Genomic DNA, 19,310 nt, shown 5'->3' with positions numbered 1-19,310 from the left:
ACGCATGCCGCAGCGGGTGCTGATCGCCGGTACGTCGCCGCTCCTCGCGGGCCGGCTCGCCGCCCGTTACCTGGCGGCCGGGGATCGTGCCGCCGACACCGAGGTGGTCCTGCTCTCCGTCGTCCGGTCCCGTCCCGGGGCGCCCGCTCCGGGGCGTCGGGAGCTGGCCGCGTTCGTGACGGAGCACGGCAGCGGGCCCGATGGGCCGGACGCGCTCGGCGCCGGTCGGCTGACCGTGGTGTGCGTCGAGCCGGACGGCGTGGACGCCGAGCTGAAGGCCTGGACGGCGGAGCAGGTGTGGTGCGTGGTGCCGGGCTGGGACCGGTCGCGGACCCGTGGGGCACGCGCGGACGCCGCGCTGGCCGGCTCGCTGCTCGCCGCGCTGCCCGGCCTCGGGGCCCGCCGCTATGTGCAGGTGGGCCAGGACCCGGCGCCGGCCGACGACCGGGCGCGGCGGTCCTGCCGGGACCTGGAACGGCCGGCCGTGGAGGCGTGCCTGGACTCCGGGGTGTCCTGGCGGATGCTGCGCACGGCACCGGTGGTGGACGCGCGGGCCCCGGCGCTGGGTGAGTGCCCGCCGGGCGCCCACCGGTTGCTGTGGGCGCTGGACTCGGTGCGCGCGGAGGTGGCGGACCGGGTGCCCGACTGGTTCGAGCGGCAACCGCTGCGGGTGGCCGGTGTGGCGGGTCTCGGCCTGCCCCTGCTGACCGCGGACCGGGCCGCCGGGGAGCTCTGGCGGGCCGGCGCCCCCGGGGACCTGTCCGACGGCTTCGCCTCGGTGCCCCGGCCCGCGCCGGTCCCGCTGACCGACGTGCTCGCCCGGGCCGGCGCGGTGCACGGCATCGACGTCCGCCCGGTACCGGACCGGGCGGACTTCAACGCCGTCGACCGGCTCCTGGACCTCCGCCTGACCGACGTACGCCGTCAGGCGGTACGCCTGGGCGGGACGGCACCGGGAGGACCGTCCGGTGCGGCGGAGGCGGCCCGGTCGGGCGGCCCGGCGCGCGGCACCTCACGGTCCGAGCCGGACGGAACGGACACGGCCGCGACCGCGACCGGGTCTGCGCGGGCTCCGCTGCCGCCTCCCGCCGGCGGGACCGCCCCCTCGCAGGACGCCCCGTCCCTCTCCCCCGCCGGGCAGTGGGAGTTGTTCGGCGCGGTCCGGGCCCATCGGGCGTCGCCGGACGCGGCACGGGGCACGGGTGGTCTGCGGCAGCGCGTCGTGGACGTGGCGGGGCGGCCGCTGGTGCTGTTCGAGGGCGGGACCGGCGAGGGTCCGCCCCTGCTGGTGCTGAACGCGCTCGGGCAGGGGCCGGGCTTCCTGACCCGGCTGTGCGCCCATCTGGTCCCGCACCACCGCGTCGTCACCTGGCAGGTACGCGGCACCGAGCGGGAGGACCCGCCCTGGGGGACCCGGCACCAGCTCGACGACATCGACGCGGTGCTGGAGGCCGTCGGCGCCGAGCGCGCCCATCTCCTCGGCTGGTGCACCGGTGCCAAGATCGCCACCGCCTTCCAGCAGCACCGCCCGGGCGCCGTCGCCTCCCTGGTGTTCCTGAACGCCACGTTCCGGCAGAACGACCGCTGGGACGGCATGGACACCAAGTACGAGTCCGATCTGGCGGCGGTGTGCCGCGCGCTGGACCGCAGGCCGGAGAAGGCCGCGTGGATGCTGGACCTGCTGGCCCCGGGCACCGCGGGCGGCTCAGGCAGCCCCGGCGCCCGGGACGCGGGCGTGCTCGGGGTGCTGAGCCGGGCACTCACCGACGAGGTGCGGCGGCCCTTCCGGGACGCCGAGGTGCTCGTGCGGTACGCCCGTCAGCTCGTGGACCTCTGGCGGCTCGACTCGGCGGCGCAGGCGCCCCGGGTGGCCGTGCCGACGCTGTTCGTCTGCTCGGAGTTCGACGGCATCTCCTCCCCCGCCCGGGCCCGCGAGGCCGCGCGCTGCTTCCCGCACGCCCGGTACGCGGAACTGGCCGTCGCCGGCCACTACGCGCCGCACGACCGCCCCGCCCTGGTGGCGGAGCTGATCACGGAGTTCGTCCGCGCGCCGCGCGAGGTCGCCGATCTCGTGCGGTACGCGGAGATCACCTGGCACATCGACACGGAAGGAACTGCGCGGTGACCGAGGCCAAGGCCTTCGACCGGGTCGCGGACGACTACGACCGGATGCGGGGCGGAATGGAACGCGGCAGGCAGGCCGCGGCACAGCTGGCCGGGGACCTGGCTCCGGGCCCGGTGCTCGAGGTGGGCGTCGGCACGGGCATCGTGGCGGCGGGGCTGGCCGAACTGGGCCACGACGTGCGGGGGGTCGACGTGTCGCCGCCGATGCTGGCAAGGGCGGCCGAACGGCTCCCGGGGCGGGTCTGCGTGGGGGACGCGAGGGCGCTGCCGTTCGCCGACGCCAGTTTCGACAACGTGGTGTTCACCCACGTCCTGCATCTCGTCGGGGACATGCCCCGGGCGTTGCGCGAGACGGCGCGGGTGCTGCGTCCCGGGGGGCGGCTGCTCGCGGTGCACGGAGATCCCGCCGCCGATCCGGACGAGCTGGTCGCCGTACTGGACCGGCTGGCGGTGCTGCAGCCGCGGCGTCCCGACACACCCGAGGGCCTCGACGCGGCGGCGCGGGAGGTGGGGCTGGAGCGGCTGCGGCACGAGTTCGCCCCCGACTACGAGCGGGCCACGACCCCCCGGCAGCTCCTGGAGAGCCTGGAGCGCCGGCTGCCGCCGTACCTGTGGGACGTGGACGAGGGCACCTGGGCGCGGGTCGTCGAGCCCGCGCTGGCCGCCCTGCGCGCCCTGCCCGACCAGGACCGTCCCCGGGTGCAGCAGTGGCGCGTGCACCGCAGCGTGTACGTCAGGAGCTGAGTCGCCGTAACCCCGCTCGCGCCGGCCGGGGGCGACGGGGCGGGCCGCCCGTCGTCCCCGGGCCGGCGGTGTGCGGACCGGGGTGCTCGGCGCGTCGGGTCAGCGCGGTATGAGTTCGAAGGCGATCGCCGGACGGCCGCCGAAGCGCGCCCCCATCGCCTGGGCCAGGCCCAGCAGCGGGCCGCGGACGTCGGTGACGGGCGGCTGCATGGCCGCCAGGTAGCTGGCGTGGGCCTCCAGCGAGGCCACCGCCCGGTCGATGTGGTCGGTGACGTCCACGGCGTGGGTCGGCCTGGGCGAGTTGGAGACCGCCACGTAGCGCACGCCCTGCCAGGGGCCGGGGCCGTCCTCGGGGAAGATCCAGCGGTTGGCCGCGTCACCCACCGCGTCGAGCAGGGCGCGGCCGGTGTTGCGGTGGTCGGGCGAGTTCCAGCGTCCCGTCGACGTGTGGTCGTGGTGGCAGAAGCCGAGGACCAGCTCGGGACGGTGGCGGCGGATCGCGGCGGCGAACTCGCGGCGCAGCTCGGCGGAGTACTCGATCCGGCCGTCGGGGTGGTCGAGGAACTCCACTCCGGCCGCCCCCACCACCGCCGCGCTGGCCCGCTGCTCCGCCTCGCGGACCTCGGCGGCCTTCTCGGGCGCCATCGAGTCGATGCCGGCCTCGCCCCGGCTGGCCACCAGATAGGCGACCGACTTCCCGGCCGCGGTCCAGCGCGCCACGGCGCCCGCCGCGCCGAATTCCATGTCGTCGGGGTGCGCCACCACGGCGAGGGCGCGGGTCCAGTCCTCGGGCATTTCCTGGAATTCATCGGTCATGCCCCGAAGATAACAGCGCGCTTTCCGGTCCCGGTACCCCGGAATTGCCTTTCTCCGCATCGCTCAAAAGTGAGCAGATCCAGCGGTGTACAGGCGCGAGAATCCGGCTGATCCCCGTCGGCAGTCCGGCCACCGGTTCGCCGAGGTTCCGCGAGCGAGAGGACAGCACATGCAGTCGACCAGCACCATGACCTGGGATCCCTGGCAGCCCGCGCCCTACGAGCAGACGGAGGGTGCTCCGCTGCTGCTGCACGGCCAGGTGGCCAACCACTACCGGGGGCAGATCGAGGGCGAGGGCGTCCAGCAGGTCCTCATCGCCCTGTCCCCCGACGGGGCGAGTGTGTTCACGGCGCTGGAACGGGTGACGGGCCGGATCGGCGACCGCAGCGGCAGCTTCGTCCTCCAGGTCACCGGTACCACCGGCGGGGGCGCGGCCAAGGCGACCCTGGAGGTGCTGGAGGGCTCCGGAACGGGCGGGTTGGCCGGTTTGCGCGGGACCGGCACCTACTTCTGCGACAACCCGGGTCCGGACGGTCACGCGGCGATCGCGTTGGACCACTCCTTCGAGTAGTCCCGGCGATCCGCGTGCGCCCGCACCGGTGAGGGCCTAGGCTCGCGAACGCCGGAGGTGCACGCGGAGGTTGCACGCCGAGACGATCATCGTCCTGAGGAAGGAAACCTTTCATGTCCCCCATTGGGCAGCTGGCAGCGGTCACCCTCGACGCGCCGGACCCGAAGGCTCTGGCCGAGTTCTACAGCGCCGTCACCGGCTATCAGACGCTCTTCGCGAGCGAGGACTTCGCCTACATCGGTACCGCGGACGGCTCGAGCCGCATCGGTTTCCAGCGGGTCCAGAGCCTGAAGCAGCCCACCTGGCCCGGTGACGACAAGCAGATGCACCTCGACTTCAGCGTCAGCGACCTGGACGAGTCGGTGGAGCGGCTGACCTCCCTGGGGGCCACCAAGCCGGACCACCAGCCGGGCGGCGAGAAGTGGGTCGTCCTGATCGACCCGGCCGGTCACCCGTTCTGCGTCACCACCATGGCCTGACGCCGGCCCCGCCGGACGACGACCACGCGAGGAGGCCGCGGCGCTCACCCGAGTGCCGCGGCCTCCTCGTGCGGCCTCAGTCCGCCCAGTACTGCGGGGTCAGGCAGCCGTCGTTCCCGCTGCCCTCCAGCATCAGGCTGTCCCAGCGGCCACCGCCCTGCTCCTTGGGCACCCAGTCCTGCATGTACGTGGCACGCGGCGCCGCGGGGTCGGTGCGGGCGTCGATGCCCATCAGCTTGTACATCGTGCCCAGCGATTTCATGTGGATGAGGAAGTGCATCCGCTCCATGGTCCCGAACAGTTCCTCGAAGACCAGCGCGGTGGCGTCCCCGTCGGCGTTCAGGTTGGTGTTCTCGGCGACCGTGCGTGCGAACAGGCGGGCCTCGGCCCGGTACTTGTAGCTGAAGTCGACCACCCGGTGCATGATCACCCCGGCGGTGGCCGTGTTGAGGAGCCGGTCTGCGGGGACGGCGGTCTGGTGGTGCGCCGGCTGCACCTCGAACCAGGGCTCGTCCCGGTCGGCGGCCAGCGGACTCATCGACGGGTCCTGGGCCATGGTCTGGGTGGCGGTGCCGAACATCCCCCAACGGTGCGGGAGCATCATGGTCTCCCGCACACTGCCGGGCACGAACGCGGCCTGCCACGCGTCGGCCTGGTGCTGGGAGACATGGCCGCCGAGCACCCCGTCCCGGAAGTCCCGGGGGCCGCCCATGTGCAGCAGCCGCTCGTAGTCCTCCAGGGACCGGAAGTGGATCAGCCAGTGCAGGCGGTCCTTGACACCGAAGGTCTCCTCGTAGACGAACACGGTCGCGAGGCCGGGATGCTTGGTGTTGACGAACTCCGCGGCCTCACGGGCCAGCCGGCGCGCGCTGTCGCCCTGGCCGGCGGCGATCTGCGCGACCCGCTCCACGACGACCCCGGCGTTCGCCGAGTGCAGGATCCGGTCGGTGGGCTGCGTGGTCTGGTGCCGGGCGGGCGGAACACCGGGCGTGCCGCTGTCCAGGGTCATGTCGCTCTCCTCGTGTGTGTCATGGGTGGGTCGAGGGGTGGGGGCCGGGCTGGGTGAAGGCGGCCAGGCGCTCGTCGAGGACCCGTGCCGCCCCGGTCATCAGCAGCTCGGCGATGCGTTCGACGTGCCGCTCGCGCCAGGGCTCCAGGGCGGTGCCGGCGACACAGCGGTTGAACGCGCCGGCCGCGGGTCCGCAGTGCACCTGGTAGTTGGCCCGCTCGGCGGGGTCGCCGTCCTGGGCGGCCCGGTTGGTGCGGGCGAAGTACGACTTGAACAGGAGCGCCATCCGGTGCCGGGGATCGCGCTCGGCCCGTTCGATCTCGTGGCCGCGTCCGGTGTCCCGGTAATGGGCGCACGTCTGCTTCCACACCTGGTCCAGCGGGGCGCGCAGACAGTCGCGTTCCAGCCAGGTGCGGGTGGCCTCGTCCAGGTCGTCCAGGCCGCTGTGGCCGCGGTAGAGCTGGTACAGCTTGTTGGCCCGGGCCGCGAAGAGGGTGCCCTTGCGGACCACCTGGACGCGGGAGCCGAGTTCGAACAGGTCGCCCGCGGGCGCGTACGCGGTGTCCTGGACGTCCAGGGCGGCCAGCAGGTCCTTGACGGCGTCCGAGGTGCCGGCCTGGGGCGAGCACTGGTTGACCGAGCCGGTGACCACGAAGTCGGCGCCGAGCACGAAGGCCGCCGCGACCGCCTCGGGGGTGCCCAGCCCTCCGCAGGCCCCCACCCGCAGACGGCGGACGTAGCCGTGCCGTGCGGTCAGTCGCGCGGCGAGCGCGGCCGTCGTCGGCACCAGGGCCAGGCTGACCCCGCCGTCGGTGTGGCCGGCCGAGTCGCCCTCCACGCAGATGTCCTGCGCCACCGGCAGCCCGCGTGCCGCGTCGGCCTCGGCCGTGGTCAGCGCGCCCCGGGCGACCAGGCGCCGCAGCAGTTCCTCGGCGGGCGGCGCCATGAAGTGGGCGGCCACCTCGGGACGCGAGCACTTGGCGATCAGGGTGCGTACGGCGACGGGGGTGCCGTCGGGGGTGCGGTGGGCGCCGGTGAACCGGAACCGGACGAGCGCCGGGGTGACGGTGGTGAAGGCGGCGGCCTCCACGTGCCGGACGCCGTGCCGCAGCAACAGGTCGGTGAGGGCGTCCTCGGCACCGGGACGCGTCAGGTCGTGCAGCACGTTGACGCCGTAGCGGCCGTCGAGGCCCGGGGTGCGGGCGAGTTCGGCGAGAGCCTTGTCGACGGTGTCCGGGTCCAGTCCGCCGGCGCCGAAGTAGCCGCGCAGGCCCGCCCTTCCGAGCCGGGCGACCAGTTCCACCGAGGACACCCCGCGGAACATGCTGCCGGCGAGGTAGGCGTAGCGCACGCCGTGGTCCTGCCGGAACTCCGCGCTGCCGAGCCGGGCCGCGGCGGGGTCCCGTGCGGTTTCCGGCCCCGGGGCGACGACCGGGGCCTTTCGCCGCACCGCCACCGGCACGGGGGCGGGCTGCTCCCGCTGCGGCTGCGGTTGCGGTGGCGGTTGCAGCACGGGGACGCGCTGCGACGGCTGCGGCTGCGGCTGCGGCTGCGGCTGCGGCTGCGGCTGCGGCTGCGGCACGGTGTCCGGCTCGGCCCGTACCGACTCCCACATCGGCCGCAGCATCGGGCGCGGGCCGAACTCGTCGGCCTCGGTCACGCCCCGCCGGATCAGTTCCCGCAGCGTCTCGTGCCAGCGCACCGGGGCCGCGATCTGCCGGGCCAGCAGGTCCGCCACGCCGTCGGCCGGATAGGGCCGGCCGGTGACGTTGGCGATCACGGGGATGCGCGGTGGCCGGAAGCCGACGGTGTCGAGGAACGCGGCGAAGCGCTCCTGAGCCGGGCGCATGTGCCGGGAGTGGAAGGCGCCACTGGTGGCCAGCGGGACGCAGCGGGCACCCGGGGTCGCCCGCACGGCGGCGCGGAGCGCCTTGACGCTCTCGGCCGGCCCCGACACCACCACCTGGGTGGCGGTGTTGAGGTTGGCCAGGTCGACGTCGGCGGCGCCGCTGCGGTCGAGCAGGGCTCGGACGGCGTCCGGCGACAGGCCGACGACGGCCAGCATGGCGCCGCCGTCCGCCTCACCCATCAGCTCACCGCGCCGGCACACGATCCGCAGGCCGGTCTCGAAGTCGAAACAGCCCGCGGCGAGCAGCGCGTTGTACTCGCCGAGGCTGTGTCCCGCCAGGACGTCGGGTGCGGGCCCCTCCGCCAGCGCCTGCGCACAGGCGAGCGCGTTGACCACGTACAGCGCGGGCTGGGTCCACCGGGTGCGGTTCAGCCGGCCGTCGGGGTCGTCCAGGCACAGCTCGCGCACGGACTCGCCGAGGACGCGGTCGGCGGCCGCCACGTACTCGGGGAAGCGGTCGAAGAGCTCCTGCCCCATTCCGACGCGCTGCGCGCCCTGGCCGGCGAAGAGCCAGGCCCTCACGCGCCCGGGCTGAACTGGTACGGCAGCAGCACGGTGTCCTCGATGGTGCCGGGCACGAAGGAACGGCCCCAGGTGCCGCCGCCCTTGCGTTCGGCGACGAACTGCCGCTCGCCCAGCGCCCGGAAGTCGGCGTCCGTGCGCTCGAGTTCGAGCAGTTCCTGGTAGGCGTCGAAGTCCTTGAGGTGGATGAGCCAGTGCAGCCGGTCCATCACACCGAAGGTCTCCTCGTAGAGGTACGAGGTGGCGCGACCGGGCAGTTTGCGGTTGACCTCGTTCTGCCAGGCGAACGCGTACAGCCGGGCCTCCTTGCGGAACTCGTGCGAGGCCTGGCCGGTGCGGTGCAGGGTGAGCAGGGAGTTCGCGGAGTGCAGCAGCTCGGTGTCGGACTGGTCGGTCTGCAGTTTGGCCGGGTCCACCCAGAGTTCGCCGCTGTCGTGATCGTCCTCCTCGTGCACGAGCCCGTGCTGCGGGACGAGGATGCGTTCGCGCACGGAGCCCTCGACGACGGCCCGGCCCCACACGCCGGCTCCGGCGTCCTCGGGCACCCGGTCGCTCTCCAGCAGGTCGATCATCTTCTCGTCGTGGTCGACCATGTGCAGGCTGATGGCGTAGTCGTTCGGGGTCTTCCAGTGGATCAGCCAGTGCACCCGGTCCTGCTTGCCGAACGCCTCCTCGTAGAAGTAGAAGGAGGCACCGTTGAGGTCGGACTGGTTCATGTAGGCGATCACGTCGGCGAAGAGCTTGCGGCCCTCGTAGCGGTGCTCGTACTTCAGCTGGGCGCTGCGGGCGATGGTGAAGCCCGAGTTGCCCGAGTGCAGCAGTTTGTCGGCGGGCACGGGGCTCTGGGCCGACGCGGGGCTGGGACCGGCCGCGCTCCGGGGTGTCCGCTGGTCCATGAATGGCCGTCCTTCCAGTGCGCAGGATGCGTGGCTCGTGCCGGGCCTGGGGCCGGCGCGAGCCACGCTAGGCGGACCGTCGTCCGGGGGCTGCACAACTTTGAGCAGGCGGGGGACGGTCCCGCCGGCCCGGACGGGTCAGCCGGCCGTGGACGTCTCCTGCGCCGGCTCCTCGGCGGCCGGGTCGTTCCCGCGGGGCATCTCCTTGAGGAACAGGGACACCACGAGGGCGATCCCGACCAGCAGGACGCACACCAGGAACATGTCGCCCATGGCGTGCGCGTAGCCGTCCAGGGCGTCCCCGCGCGCCGGTTCGGGCAGCCGGTGCAGGGCCGTGACGCCCTGGTCGGCGGCGCGTGCCGCGTCCTGGCCGACGTCCGCCAGCCGGTCGGCCACCCGGCTGGTGAGGACGGTGCCGAGGACGGCGACCCCGATCGCGGACCCCATGCGCTGGAAGAAGTTCGCGGAGCTGGTGGCCGCGCCGATGTCCTGCGGCGGCACGGAGTTCTGTACGGCGGTGATGACGGGCTGCATCACCAGGCCGACACCGGCGCCGAACAGGAAGGCGTACACGCCGATCTGCCAGTAGGGAGTGCCCGCGTCGACCCGGGACAGCAGCAGCATGGTGACGACCAGGAGTGCGGAACCGGAGACCGGGAACACCTTGTACCGTCCGGTCTTGCTGATCAGCTGCCCGGATGCGATGGAAGTGAACGTCAGTCCGAACATCGCGGGCAGCATGGCGAGTCCGGAGCGCGTGGACGACATGCCCATGACAGCCTGGAAGTACAGCGGCAGGTACACGATGCCGGCGAACATGGCGGCCCCGGCGAGCAGTCCGAACAGGGCTCCGACACCGAAGACCGGATTGCGGAACAGGCGCATGGGAATGACGGGTTCGGCCGCCCGGTTCTCCGCCCACACGAACAGGGCGCCCAGCACGACGGCACCGGCGGCCAGCGCCAGCGAGCCCGGGGCGGCCCAGCCGTGGGCCTCGCCCGCCCAGTTGAGGTACAGCAGGGCGCAGACGACGGCACCGGCCACCAGGGCGGCGCCGGTGAAGTCGATGGTGTGCCGGCGCTGGGGGCCGCGGACGCGCAGGCCGACGGCGGTCGCCGCCAGCGCCAGCACGCCGACCGGCACGTTGATCAGGAAGATCCAGCGCCAGCCCGGACCGTCCGTGAACCAGCCGCCGACCAGCGGCCCGACCACGCTCGACAGGCCGAACACGGCCCCGAACAGGCCCTGGTAGCGGCCTCGGCGCTCCGGTGGCACCACGTCGGCGATCACGGCCAGCGCCAGCACGAACAGACCGCCCGCGCCGAGGCCCTGGATGCCGCGGAAGACGATGAGCTGCCCGATGCTCTGGGCCACGCCGCACAGCACGGACCCCACGACGAAGACGCCGATGGCGCACTGCACCACGGTCCGGCGGCCGTAGAGGTCGGACACCTTGCCCCACAGCGGGGTGACCGCCATGGAGGTGACCAGGTAGACCGTGACCACCCAGGGCAGGCGTTCGAGACCGCCCAGTTCGCCGACGATGCTGGGCAGGGCGACACTGACGACGGTCTGGTCCAGGGCCGACAGCAGCATCCCCGCCATCACACCGGCGATGGCCAGGGCGGCCTGACGAGGCGTGGGCAGGGCCGGTGCCGCGTCCGCGGGCCCGGGGGCCGCCTCTGCGGAGTTCTCCATGGGGGGTGCTTCCTTCCGTGGTGGTGAAGGGCGGCCGGGTGTTACGGCACCCGCGCCGCCGGGCCTGATGCGGGAACGCCGTCCGTCACCTGGCGGGTGACGAAGTGCAGGTCGAGGATGGCGGCGCGGGCGGCCGCCGGCCGGGGTTCCGCCCGCGGCACGGGAGAGGTCGGGCGTTCGGCCGGCGGCACGGGGCCCGGGGCGGGGCCGGCGTCCGCCTTCCGGTCCAGCCACAGCCGCCGCCGGGTGTACACGGGCGCGGGCAGCGGCTCGCGCACCGGTACGTCCGCCGGCCGCTCGGCCGGGTCGAGGGCGGAGGCGACGAGGTGGGCGTTGGTGCCGCCCAGGCCGAAGGAACTGATCCCCGCCACCCGTCGCGCGGGCGGTACCGTCCACGGTTCGGCCGCGGTCACGGGCCGGAACGGCGAGTGGGCGAAGTCGAAGCGCGGGTTGGGCGTCTCGCAGAACAGCGTGGGCGGCACCACCCCGTGCTCCAGGCTCAGCGCGACCTTGATCAGGCCCGCCACGCCGGCCGCGTTCAGCAGATGACCGACGTTGGCCTTCAGACTGCCGATGCCGCAGCGGCCGTACGGCTCCTCGGAGCCCGCGAACGCGTCGGTGAGCGCCTTGAGTTCCATCGGGTCGCCGATCCTGGTGGCCGTCCCGTGCGCCTCCACCAGCCCTATCTCCTCGGCCCGGCGCCCGGCCGCGGCCAGGGCCCTGCGGACGACGTCGGTCTGCGCGGCCGGGTTCGGCGTGGTCGTGCCCATGGTGTGGCCGTCGTTGTTCACGGCGACCGCCTCGATCACCGCGTGCACGCGGTCGCCGTCGCGCAGGGCGGCGGCCAGCGGTTTCAGCAGGACCGCACCGCAGCCCTCCCCCGGCACGATGCCGTCGGCCCCCTCGTCGAAGGGGCGGCAGCGGCCGGTGGGCGACAGCACGCGGGCCGCGCTGAACTCCAGGTAGGGCCGCTCGTCCAGCAGGACCTCCACCCCTCCGGCCAGGGCCAGTTCCGTCTCCCCGGACAGCACGCTGCGGCACGCCAGCTGCACACTCACCAGGGAGGACGAACAGGCGCTGTCCACCACGAGGCCGGGGCCCCGGAAGTCGAAACGGTGGGCCACCTGGGCGGCCAGGAAGTTCTGGTCGGACTGGAGCACGTCGGGGCGCAGCGGCGCGCGCAGCGGGTAGGAGGAGATCCGCCCGCCGACGAAGACGCCCACGTCCCGGCCGCGCAGTTCCTCGCCCCGGTAGCCGGCGTCGGCCAGGCAGTCGCGGGTGGCCTCCAGGAACAGTCTGATCCCCGGGTCAAGCACGGTCGCCTCGTCGTCGCCGAGCTGGAACGGCGCGGGGTCGAACAGGTCGAGACCGTCCAGGAAGCCGCCCCACTTCCCGGTGCTGCGGCCCGGTTCGTACTCCGGACGGTAGTGGGCTCCGGTGTCCCAGCGGTCGGCCGGTACCTCGGTGACGGCGCAGCGGCCCTCGACCAGGTTGCGCCAGAAGGTGGCGACGTCCGGGGCGCCCGGGAACCGCCCTGCCATGCCGATGACGGCCACGCGGCCGTCAGTACGGCGGTCGGCGGGGCCCGCGGTGGCCCCGGTGGCCGCGGTGGCCGGCGCCGGGACAGGGGGCGGCGGCGCGGCGGCATCGGCATCGGCCGGTACGGGTGCCTCGGCCGCCGGTACGGGCCGCGGAGCCAGGCCGAGGGACGTCAGGTGGTCGTGGAGTTGCCGCACGGAGGGGTGCTCCAGCAGCAGCGAGGGGGGCAGGCGCTTGCCGACGGCGTCCTCGACGCGCTCCAGCAGTTCCCCCAGCATCACGGACTCCACCCCGAGGTCGGTGAAGTCGGCCGTGGTGTCGAGGTCGGTCTCCGGGGTGCCGAGGACCGCGCACACCAGCGGCACCAGCCAGGCGGGGCCGCTGCCGGCGCGCGCGGGCTCCGGTGCCGGTTCCGGTGCTGCGACCGGGCTCCCGCCCGTCCGGGTGTCCAGCAGGGTCTCCGCGTCGAAGGAGGCGTCCAGGGGCAGGGCCGGCAGGACGGTGCCGCCCCAGGGCATGGCGATCACCTGCTCCAGGATGCGCAGCCCCGTGGCGTCGTCGACGGTGTCCAGGCCGACGGGGGCGCAGACGTTGTCCTTGCCGCGTGCCGCGCCGCTCTCGGTCCACATCGGCCACGCCACGGAGCGCAGGTGGGCGCCCCCGGTACGGACCCGGTGGCCGAGCAGCAGGTCCGCCGCCGCGTTGGCCGCCGCGTAGTCGGTGACGCCGACGGCGAGACGCGGGACGAGGGCGCAGGCCGAGGAGAACGCCACGAAGAAGTCGAGCCGGTCGCCCTCGCACAGGTCGGCGAGCGTCTCCAGGCCGTCGGCCTTGGGCGCGAAGGTCGCGCGGACGGTGGCGGTGTCCTTGCCGACGAAGGCGGGGCGGCCGCCGCCCAGACCGCCGGCGCAGTGCACCACGCCGCCCAGGGGGCCCAGTTCGGACCGCACCCGGTCCAGGAAGGCACCGACGGCGGCGCGGTCGGTGAGTGGGCCGCCGTGGGCCAGGACGCGCGCGCCGAGCCGTTCCAGTCGCCGTACGCCGGCGACGGCCTCGGCTCCGGCGGCATCGAGGGCTCCCGGGGTGTCCCACCGCTCGCGGGGCGGCAGTGGCCTGCCGCCGAGCACCGCGACGGCCCGTGCCCCGCGCTGGACGAGGTGGGCGGCGACCCGGGCGCCGATGCCCCGGGTACCGCCGGTGACGACGTAGGCCCGGCCCGGGTCCGGGACGAGCGGGGTGTGCCGGGCCAGGGTGGGGCGCAGGACGGGTTCGTAGCGCAGTCCGTTCCGGTGGCAGACCTCCGCGCGGCCGCCCGGCCGGTGCCACTCGCCCCAGAGCGCGGCGGCCAGCCGTTCGGGGTCGGCGGTGGGCAGGTCGGTGTCGAGGACGGTGGTGTCCAGTCGCTGGTACTCGGCGCCGAGGCAGCGCAGGAACCCGGCCATGCGGGCACCGGACGGGCAGGGAGCGGGCCCGTCGAGGTCCTGGAGTCCTCGTACCGCCTGGAGACCGCGCAGCCGGGCGCCGGGCCGGGCGCCGAGGAGCCGGCGGATCAGCAGCAGGCGGGCGGTCCAGGGTCCGGGGGCGGCGGGGTCGGGCCGGTCGAGGTCGGTGAGGTCGATCCAGCCGGCGATCACCGGGTGGCGGGCGAGGAGTCCGCCGGTGACGGTGTCGGCCTGGGCGTCGTCGCCGAACTCGCCCGCGCTGTCCGGGGAGTGGCCGTCGTGCACGAGGACCGGGACGAGGGCGCCGGGCGGTGCCGTGCGGGCGAGCGCGTCGGCCACGGCTCGGGTCGCGGTGCCGTACAGGCACACCACGGCGCCCTCGGCGGGGCCGCTCCCGTCGGCCGCCTCGCCGGTGGGCAGCCATTCGCGGCGCAGCAACTCGATGTCCCCGGCGTCCTGTGGAGCGGCCGGGGCGGCACGGTCGGGACGCGGGTCCGGGGAGGCGGCGGGTCCGCCGGTGGTGTCCCCCTCGGGGATCCAGCAGCGCATCGCGGCGAAGGGGTAGGCCGGCAGGGTGGTGATGCGCGGTGCGGCGCCGGTGTACAGCCGGGTCCAGTCGACGGGCCCGCCGGTCACCCAGTGCCGCGCGAGCGCGGCGAGGTCGGGGTCCGGGCCGTCCGGCAGCAGGCGTCCCTGGGGCCGGCCGCCGTGGGGCGCCCGGCCGCGTGCGGCACTCCCGGCGTCCGGGTCCGGGCCGGCCGCGAACTCCGCCAGGCGGGCGGCGGCGTCCGCCGCGTCGTCGGCGACCAGCGCGAGGCGTTCACGCAGGGGTTCGCGGCCGGTCTGGAGGGTCCAGGCGACGTCGGCGAGCGGAGCCCCGTCCGGACGGCGCAGCCAGGCGGCGAGGCGGGACGCGGCGTCCCTGAGGCGCGCCTCGTCATGGGCGGAGAGCACGAGCAGCCGGGGTGCCGGGGCGGGGGGCGGGTCCTGATGGGCGGCGGCGGGGAACTCCTCCAGCACCACGTGGGCGATGGTCCCGCCGGCGCCGAAGGAACTGATGCCCGCCCGGCGGGGGCGCGGTGCGCCGTCCGGTCCGGTCGGCCGCGGCCAGGGGGCGGCCCTGTCCTGGGCGCGGAAGGGCACGGCGTCCCAGTCGATGTTCGGGTTGAGGCGGTCCACGTGCAGGGTCGGGGCCAGGGTGCCGTGTTCCATCTGGAGGAGGCACTTGGTGAGCGCGGCCATGCCGGCGGCGGCCTCGGCGTGCCCGATGGTGGACTTCACCGAGCCGATGGGCAGCGACCCCGGGGGGCGGTCGTCGCCGCCGAACACCCGGGTGAGTCCGTCGATCTCGACGGGGTCCCCGAGCGCGGTGCCGGCGCCGTGCGCCTCCACGTAGTCGATGTCGGCGGGCCGCAGCCCGGCGTCGGCGAGGGCGTCCCGGACGACCTGCCCCTGCGCGACGGGGGACGGCACGATGTAGCCGTTGGTGCGTCCGGCGTGCACCATGGCGGTGCCCCGGATCACCGCGCGCACCCGGTCGCCGTCGGCCAGGGCACGGGCCAGTGGTTTCAGCACCAGTACGCCCACCGCCTCGGCCGGCACGAACCCGTCTCCGTCCGCACCGAAGCTGCGGCAGCGCCGGGAGCTCGAGGTCAGGGACATCAGCCGCTGCTGCACGAACTTGTTCGGGTGCAGGGAGAGGTTGACGGCCCCGGCGAGGGCGATCTCGCAGTCCCCGGCGCGCAGCGCGCGGACGGCCAGGTGGAGGGCGGCCAGCGACGAGGAGCACATGGTGTCCACGGCGAGGCTGGGGCCGTGCAGGTCGAGGATGTAGGAGACCCGGTTGGCGATGTTGCCGAGCGCGCCGCCGCTGTAGGCGGGGCGCCCCCGCAGGGTCTCCTCCACGCCGAAGAAGGCGTAGTCGGCGTACATGGCGCCCGCGTAGACGCCGACGCGGGACCCGTGCCGCTCGCGCAGCCGGTGCCGGGGGTGGGCGGCGTTCTCCAGGGCGGCCCAGGCCGTCTCCAGGAAGAGGCGCTCGTGCGGGTCCATGAGGGCGGCGTCGCGGGGGGTGATGCCGAACAGCAGCGGGTCGAAGCGGTCGACGCCGTCGAGGAAGCCGCCGGTCATCTCGTCGACGGGCCAGCCGGGCCGGTGCCGGTCGGCGGGCAGACCGGTGACGCAGTCGCGTCCGGATTCCAGGTTGGCCCAGAACGCCTCCAGGTCCCCGGCCTGCGGGAAACGGCCCGCGACACCGATGACGGCGGTCGCGCCGTCGGTCTCGTCGGCCGGGCCGGGCTCCGCGGCGGCTCTCGGTGCGGCGGCCGGCCGGGCCGTGGTCCGCGGTCGTCCGGCGTCCGGCGCGCGGCGCGGGGCGGCCCCGCAGCGGCGCACGGCGTCCTCGGCCACGTGGGCCATGTCGCCGTGTTCGAAGAACAGGGTCCGGGTGCCGACGCCCCAGTCGTCCGCGAGCAGCCGGTTGAGTTCGCCCACCTGGAGGGAGGTGAGCCCGTACTCCACGAAGGGCGTGTGGGCGTCGAGTTCGTCCCGGGGTATCCCGGACACCTCGGCGTACCGGTCCAGGAGGGCCGCCTCCAGGTCGGCCGCCCGGGCGTCCGCTCCCGGGTCCCGGGCGGTGTCGGCGGTAGGTGCCGACGTGGGGGGCAGCGCGGGCGCGTCGGTGGTGGTGAACGGGTACACCGGAAGGGCGACGCGGGCCCTGGGGGTGTGCCAGTAGGTCTCCCAGGGCAGGTCGGCGCCCCGGGCCCACAGCCGGGCCGCGTCGGTGGCGGTGCCGGGCGCACCGGGCGGTGCGTGCCCGGCCCGTCCGGTGTGGACGGCGGGGTCGGGGCTGCCGGTGAGGAAGGCTCCCAGCGCGGCGACGACCCCGTCGAGGTCGGGGCGTACGACGGCGAGCCGGTGCCGCATGGGCACCCTGCCGGTCTGGGTGGTCCAGGCCACGTCGGCGGCGGCGGGCGCCCGGTCCTGGCGCAGCAGCGAGACGAGCCGGTCGCGCAGGTCGCGGGCGGCGCGGGCGAGCCGGTCGGGGTCGCCGGCCGAGACGAGCACGACGCACGGGTCGACCGGGCCCGTCCCGGGGCCGTCGGGCGGGGTGTCGGTGTCGGTGCGCTCCAGAGAGTTCATGCCGTCTCACTCCACGGGTGTCGGCCTGGGCTCGGTCCGGGCTGGTCCGGGCATGCCGCATGCCCGTGGGGTCCCGTGGGCGGGGCCCCACTGTCCGTCGCAGACCGTAGCGATTGCTTGGTGTGTCCGCTGGTTCATGGGCGCGTTTCGGCCCGTTCCGGGGCTCTCTCGGTGAGCAGTTCCGCGGCGTTTGTCAGGAGGTGTCCGGCCACCGCGGCCGGAGTGCGGGCGGTCCACGCGGCCAGCGGGGTGCCGGCCGCCGCACGGTTGAAGTGGGTGAGGTCCGGGTCGCACGGCAGCTGGTGGTCCAGGGGCCGCAGGGGATCGCCGGCCGGTGTGCGGCGGGCGGTCTCCCGCACGTACCTGCGGAACACGTCGGCCGTGCGCGGGCGCCCGTCGGCTCGGGCGTCCGCCGGTGGCTCGGTGGCCGGGCCGCCCAGGAGGTGCTCCTCGACGTGCCTGCGCCGAGGTTCGGGGACGTCGGCGAAATAGCGGTGTTCGCGCAGGAGCCGGTACAGCAGACCGGCCCGGGCGGGGAACAGGGTGCCCCGGCGGACGACCCGCGCGAGGACCCCCAGGCTGGCGTGCCGTTCGGTGGGCGCCCAGGTGACGTCGTCGTCGCCGGCCCTCGCGAGGGTGTCCTTGAGCGGGTCGGCCAGCCGGGCCTGGGGAGCGCAGGCGGTGAGCGAGGTGGAGACGAGGAAGGCGGCGCCGAGGGCGAAGGCGGTGGCGGCCTGTTCCGGTGTGCCGACGACTCCGCACAGACCCACGTGCACGGGTTCGGGCCCGGGGCTCCAAGTGGCGAGCGCGACCAGGGCGGGCAGCAGTTGGCAGGCGTCGGCGCCGTCGTCGTGCCAGCCCCCCGGGTGCTGGACGGCCAGGTCGGAGGCGACGGGCAGCTCACGGGCGACGTCCGCCTCGCGCGCCGACAGGGCTCCGGTGCCGACGAGTTCGTCGAGCAGGGCGGGGGCGGGGGGGCGCAGGAAGGCGGCGGCCTGGTCGGGTCCGGTGACGCGGGCGAGAACGTGCCGTACGGCGACGGGGGCGCCGCCCGGGCGGCGGTGGGCACCGGTGAAGCGGAAGCGGACGAGTGCCGCGTCGGGGCCGTGCGGGTGGCCGACCTCGACGTACCGCACCTCGTGCGCCAGCAGCGCGGTGACCTGTTCGTCCGCGTCCGCCCCGGGGCGCAGTCCGATCCCCCAGCCGTGTCGGCCCGCACGGTCCAGCGACTCCTGCCGTGGAGCGCCGGGGACCGGATCGGTGCAGGCCGCGAGCCCTGCGGCCCGGGCGGCCCGGCAGACCTCGTCGCCGACGGCCCCGTCGCCGGTCCCGGACACGAGCCAGGCCAGGTCGGTCCCGTACCGCTCCCGGAACCGGGGCGAGCCGAGCCGTTCCCGGGTCACCGGGGCACGGCGGCGTCCCGGCGCGGTCGTCGGCGTGCGCGTTCCCGGTGCCGCCGCGCCGTCACCGCCTGCCCCCGGTCCCGGCTCCGGGGCCGTGCGGGCCGCGCGGTGCCCGCCCGGCGGTGGCGCCAGCTCGGTCCTGGCCGTCGCCCACAGCTTGGTCAGCACGTTTCCCGGGCCCAGCTCGACCAGCTCGGTGACGCCCTGTTCGACGAGGTGGGCCAGGCTGTCCCACCAGCGCACCCCCCGGCACATGTGCTCGCGCAGCCGGCGGGCGATCCGGTCGGCCCGGTGGGGGCGGGCCGTCACGTTGGAGACCACGGGGACGCGGGGCTCGTGAAAGGTGACGGTGTCGAGGACGGCGCCGAGCTCGTCGGCTGCCCCGGCCATGTAGCGGGAGTGGGCGGCGACGCTGATGTGCAGCAGCACGCACTTGCCCGCGCCCTCGCGGCGGAGCACGGGCGCGAGGGCGCGGACGGAGTCCTCGGGGCCGGAGAGGACCGTCTGCACGGGCGAGTTGTGGTTGGCGACGTCGATGTCGTCCGCGCCCTCGCGGCGCATGACCTCCCGCAGCCGCTCGACGTCGAGTCCCACGACGGCGAGCATGCCGCCCCCGCTCGCCCGCCCCATGATCTCGGCGCGGGCCACGACGAGCCGCAGTCCGGTCTCGAAGTCGAGGGCGCCGGACGCGTAGAGGGCGGTGTACTCGCCGAGGCTGTGTCCGATCATGCAGTCGGGCTGGGGCTCCCGGGCGGCGCGGTCGAGGTAGGTCAGCGCGCCGATGGTGTAGAGGACGGGCTGCAGGGCGCGGGTGTCGCGCAACGCGGCCTGATCGGCCGCCAGTTCGCGGACCGAGCGGCCGAGCACGGCGTCCGCGCGGGCGAGTGTGCCGGGGTGGCGGTCGAAGAGGCCGGCGCCCATGTCCTTGCGCTGGGAGCCCTGGCCCGGGAAGGCCCATACGACTCTCATCGGCCGCCTCCCCCGTGCTCCGTCCGGCACTGCCCGGACCCGGCG

The 19,310-nt window shown here is 75.0% G+C and carries 11 protein-coding genes; 4 read left to right on the top strand and 7 right to left on the bottom strand.

Going from position 1 to position 19,310, the window contains the following annotated elements:
- The first annotated feature begins 4 nt into the window (after positions 1 to 4).
- Together ACZ56V_RS18880 and ACZ56V_RS18875 are read left to right on the top strand one after the other, a co-directional pair.
- Positions 5 to 2,125, top strand: coding sequence for an alpha/beta fold hydrolase (locus ACZ56V_RS18880; RefSeq protein ID WP_468943574.1), 2,121 nt, complete (start codon positions 5 to 7; stop codon positions 2,123 to 2,125).
- Entirely contained in the window at positions 2,122 to 2,868 is a 747-nt protein-coding gene (locus ACZ56V_RS18875) for a class I SAM-dependent methyltransferase (protein WP_398916462.1), read from the top strand. Before ACZ56V_RS18880 ends, ACZ56V_RS18875 begins: the two co-directional genes overlap by 4 nt.
- 99 nt (positions 2,869 to 2,967) lie before the next feature.
- On the opposite strand, the gene ACZ56V_RS18870 is transcribed toward ACZ56V_RS18875, so the two are convergent.
- On the bottom strand, positions 2,968 to 3,684 hold the full coding sequence (locus tag ACZ56V_RS18870; RefSeq protein ID WP_398916464.1) for a PIG-L deacetylase family protein: 717 nt from the start codon (positions 3,682 to 3,684) through the stop codon (positions 2,968 to 2,970).
- 169 nt (positions 3,685 to 3,853) lie between these two features.
- Between ACZ56V_RS18870 and ACZ56V_RS18865 the strand changes: the two genes are divergently transcribed.
- Positions 3,854 to 4,255 (top strand): DUF3224 domain-containing protein, encoded by a 402-nt coding sequence (locus tag ACZ56V_RS18865; protein ID WP_104636385.1) that lies wholly within the window; start codon positions 3,854 to 3,856, stop codon positions 4,253 to 4,255.
- A 113-nt stretch (positions 4,256 to 4,368) separates the two neighbouring features.
- Positions 4,369 to 4,734, top strand: coding sequence for a VOC family protein (locus ACZ56V_RS18860; RefSeq protein ID WP_362022593.1), 366 nt, complete (start codon positions 4,369 to 4,371; stop codon positions 4,732 to 4,734).
- Positions 4,735 to 4,810: 76 nt separating this feature from the next.
- Here the strand turns inward: ACZ56V_RS18860 and ACZ56V_RS18855 are convergent, their stop codons facing one another.
- The 6 genes from ACZ56V_RS18855 to fabD (ACZ56V_RS18830) all read right to left on the bottom strand — a co-directional run bounded on the left by ACZ56V_RS18855 (position 4,811) and on the right by fabD (ACZ56V_RS18830) (position 19,265).
- Complete coding sequence (locus ACZ56V_RS18855) at positions 4,811 to 5,743, bottom strand: DUF6039 family protein (RefSeq protein ID WP_052841998.1); 933 nt, start codon at positions 5,741 to 5,743, stop codon at positions 4,811 to 4,813.
- 19 nt (positions 5,744 to 5,762) lie between these two features.
- Positions 5,763 to 8,174: an ACP S-malonyltransferase gene (fabD, locus tag ACZ56V_RS18850; protein WP_468943570.1), complete on the bottom strand. Its 2,412-nt coding sequence runs from the start codon at positions 8,172 to 8,174 to the stop codon at positions 5,763 to 5,765.
- Positions 8,171 to 9,070 carry a DUF6039 family protein gene (locus tag ACZ56V_RS18845; protein WP_468943568.1) on the bottom strand — a complete coding sequence of 300 codons (900 nt, stop codon included), beginning with the start codon at positions 9,068 to 9,070 and terminating at the stop codon, positions 8,171 to 8,173. The genes fabD (ACZ56V_RS18850) and ACZ56V_RS18845 overlap by 4 nt, the downstream gene beginning before the upstream one ends.
- 138 nt (positions 9,071 to 9,208) lie before the next feature.
- Positions 9,209 to 10,768, bottom strand: coding sequence for an MDR family MFS transporter (locus ACZ56V_RS18840; protein WP_468943565.1), 1,560 nt, complete (start codon positions 10,766 to 10,768; stop codon positions 9,209 to 9,211).
- 41 nt (positions 10,769 to 10,809) lie between these two features.
- A complete protein-coding gene (locus ACZ56V_RS18835; protein WP_468943563.1) occupies positions 10,810 to 16,893 on the bottom strand; it encodes a beta-ketoacyl synthase N-terminal-like domain-containing protein in 6,084 nt (2,027 codons plus the stop codon).
- A 134-nt stretch (positions 16,894 to 17,027) separates the two neighbouring features.
- A complete protein-coding gene (gene fabD, locus ACZ56V_RS18830) occupies positions 17,028 to 19,265 on the bottom strand; it encodes an ACP S-malonyltransferase (protein ID WP_468943560.1) in 2,238 nt (745 codons plus the stop codon).
- Positions 19,266 to 19,310: the final 45 nt, after the last annotated feature.

It is taken from the genome of Streptomyces sp. NPDC034099 (genome assembly GCF_055575415.1).
Note: the sequence above shows the minus strand (reverse complement) of the source record. Positions and strands in the feature narration are given on the sequence as shown.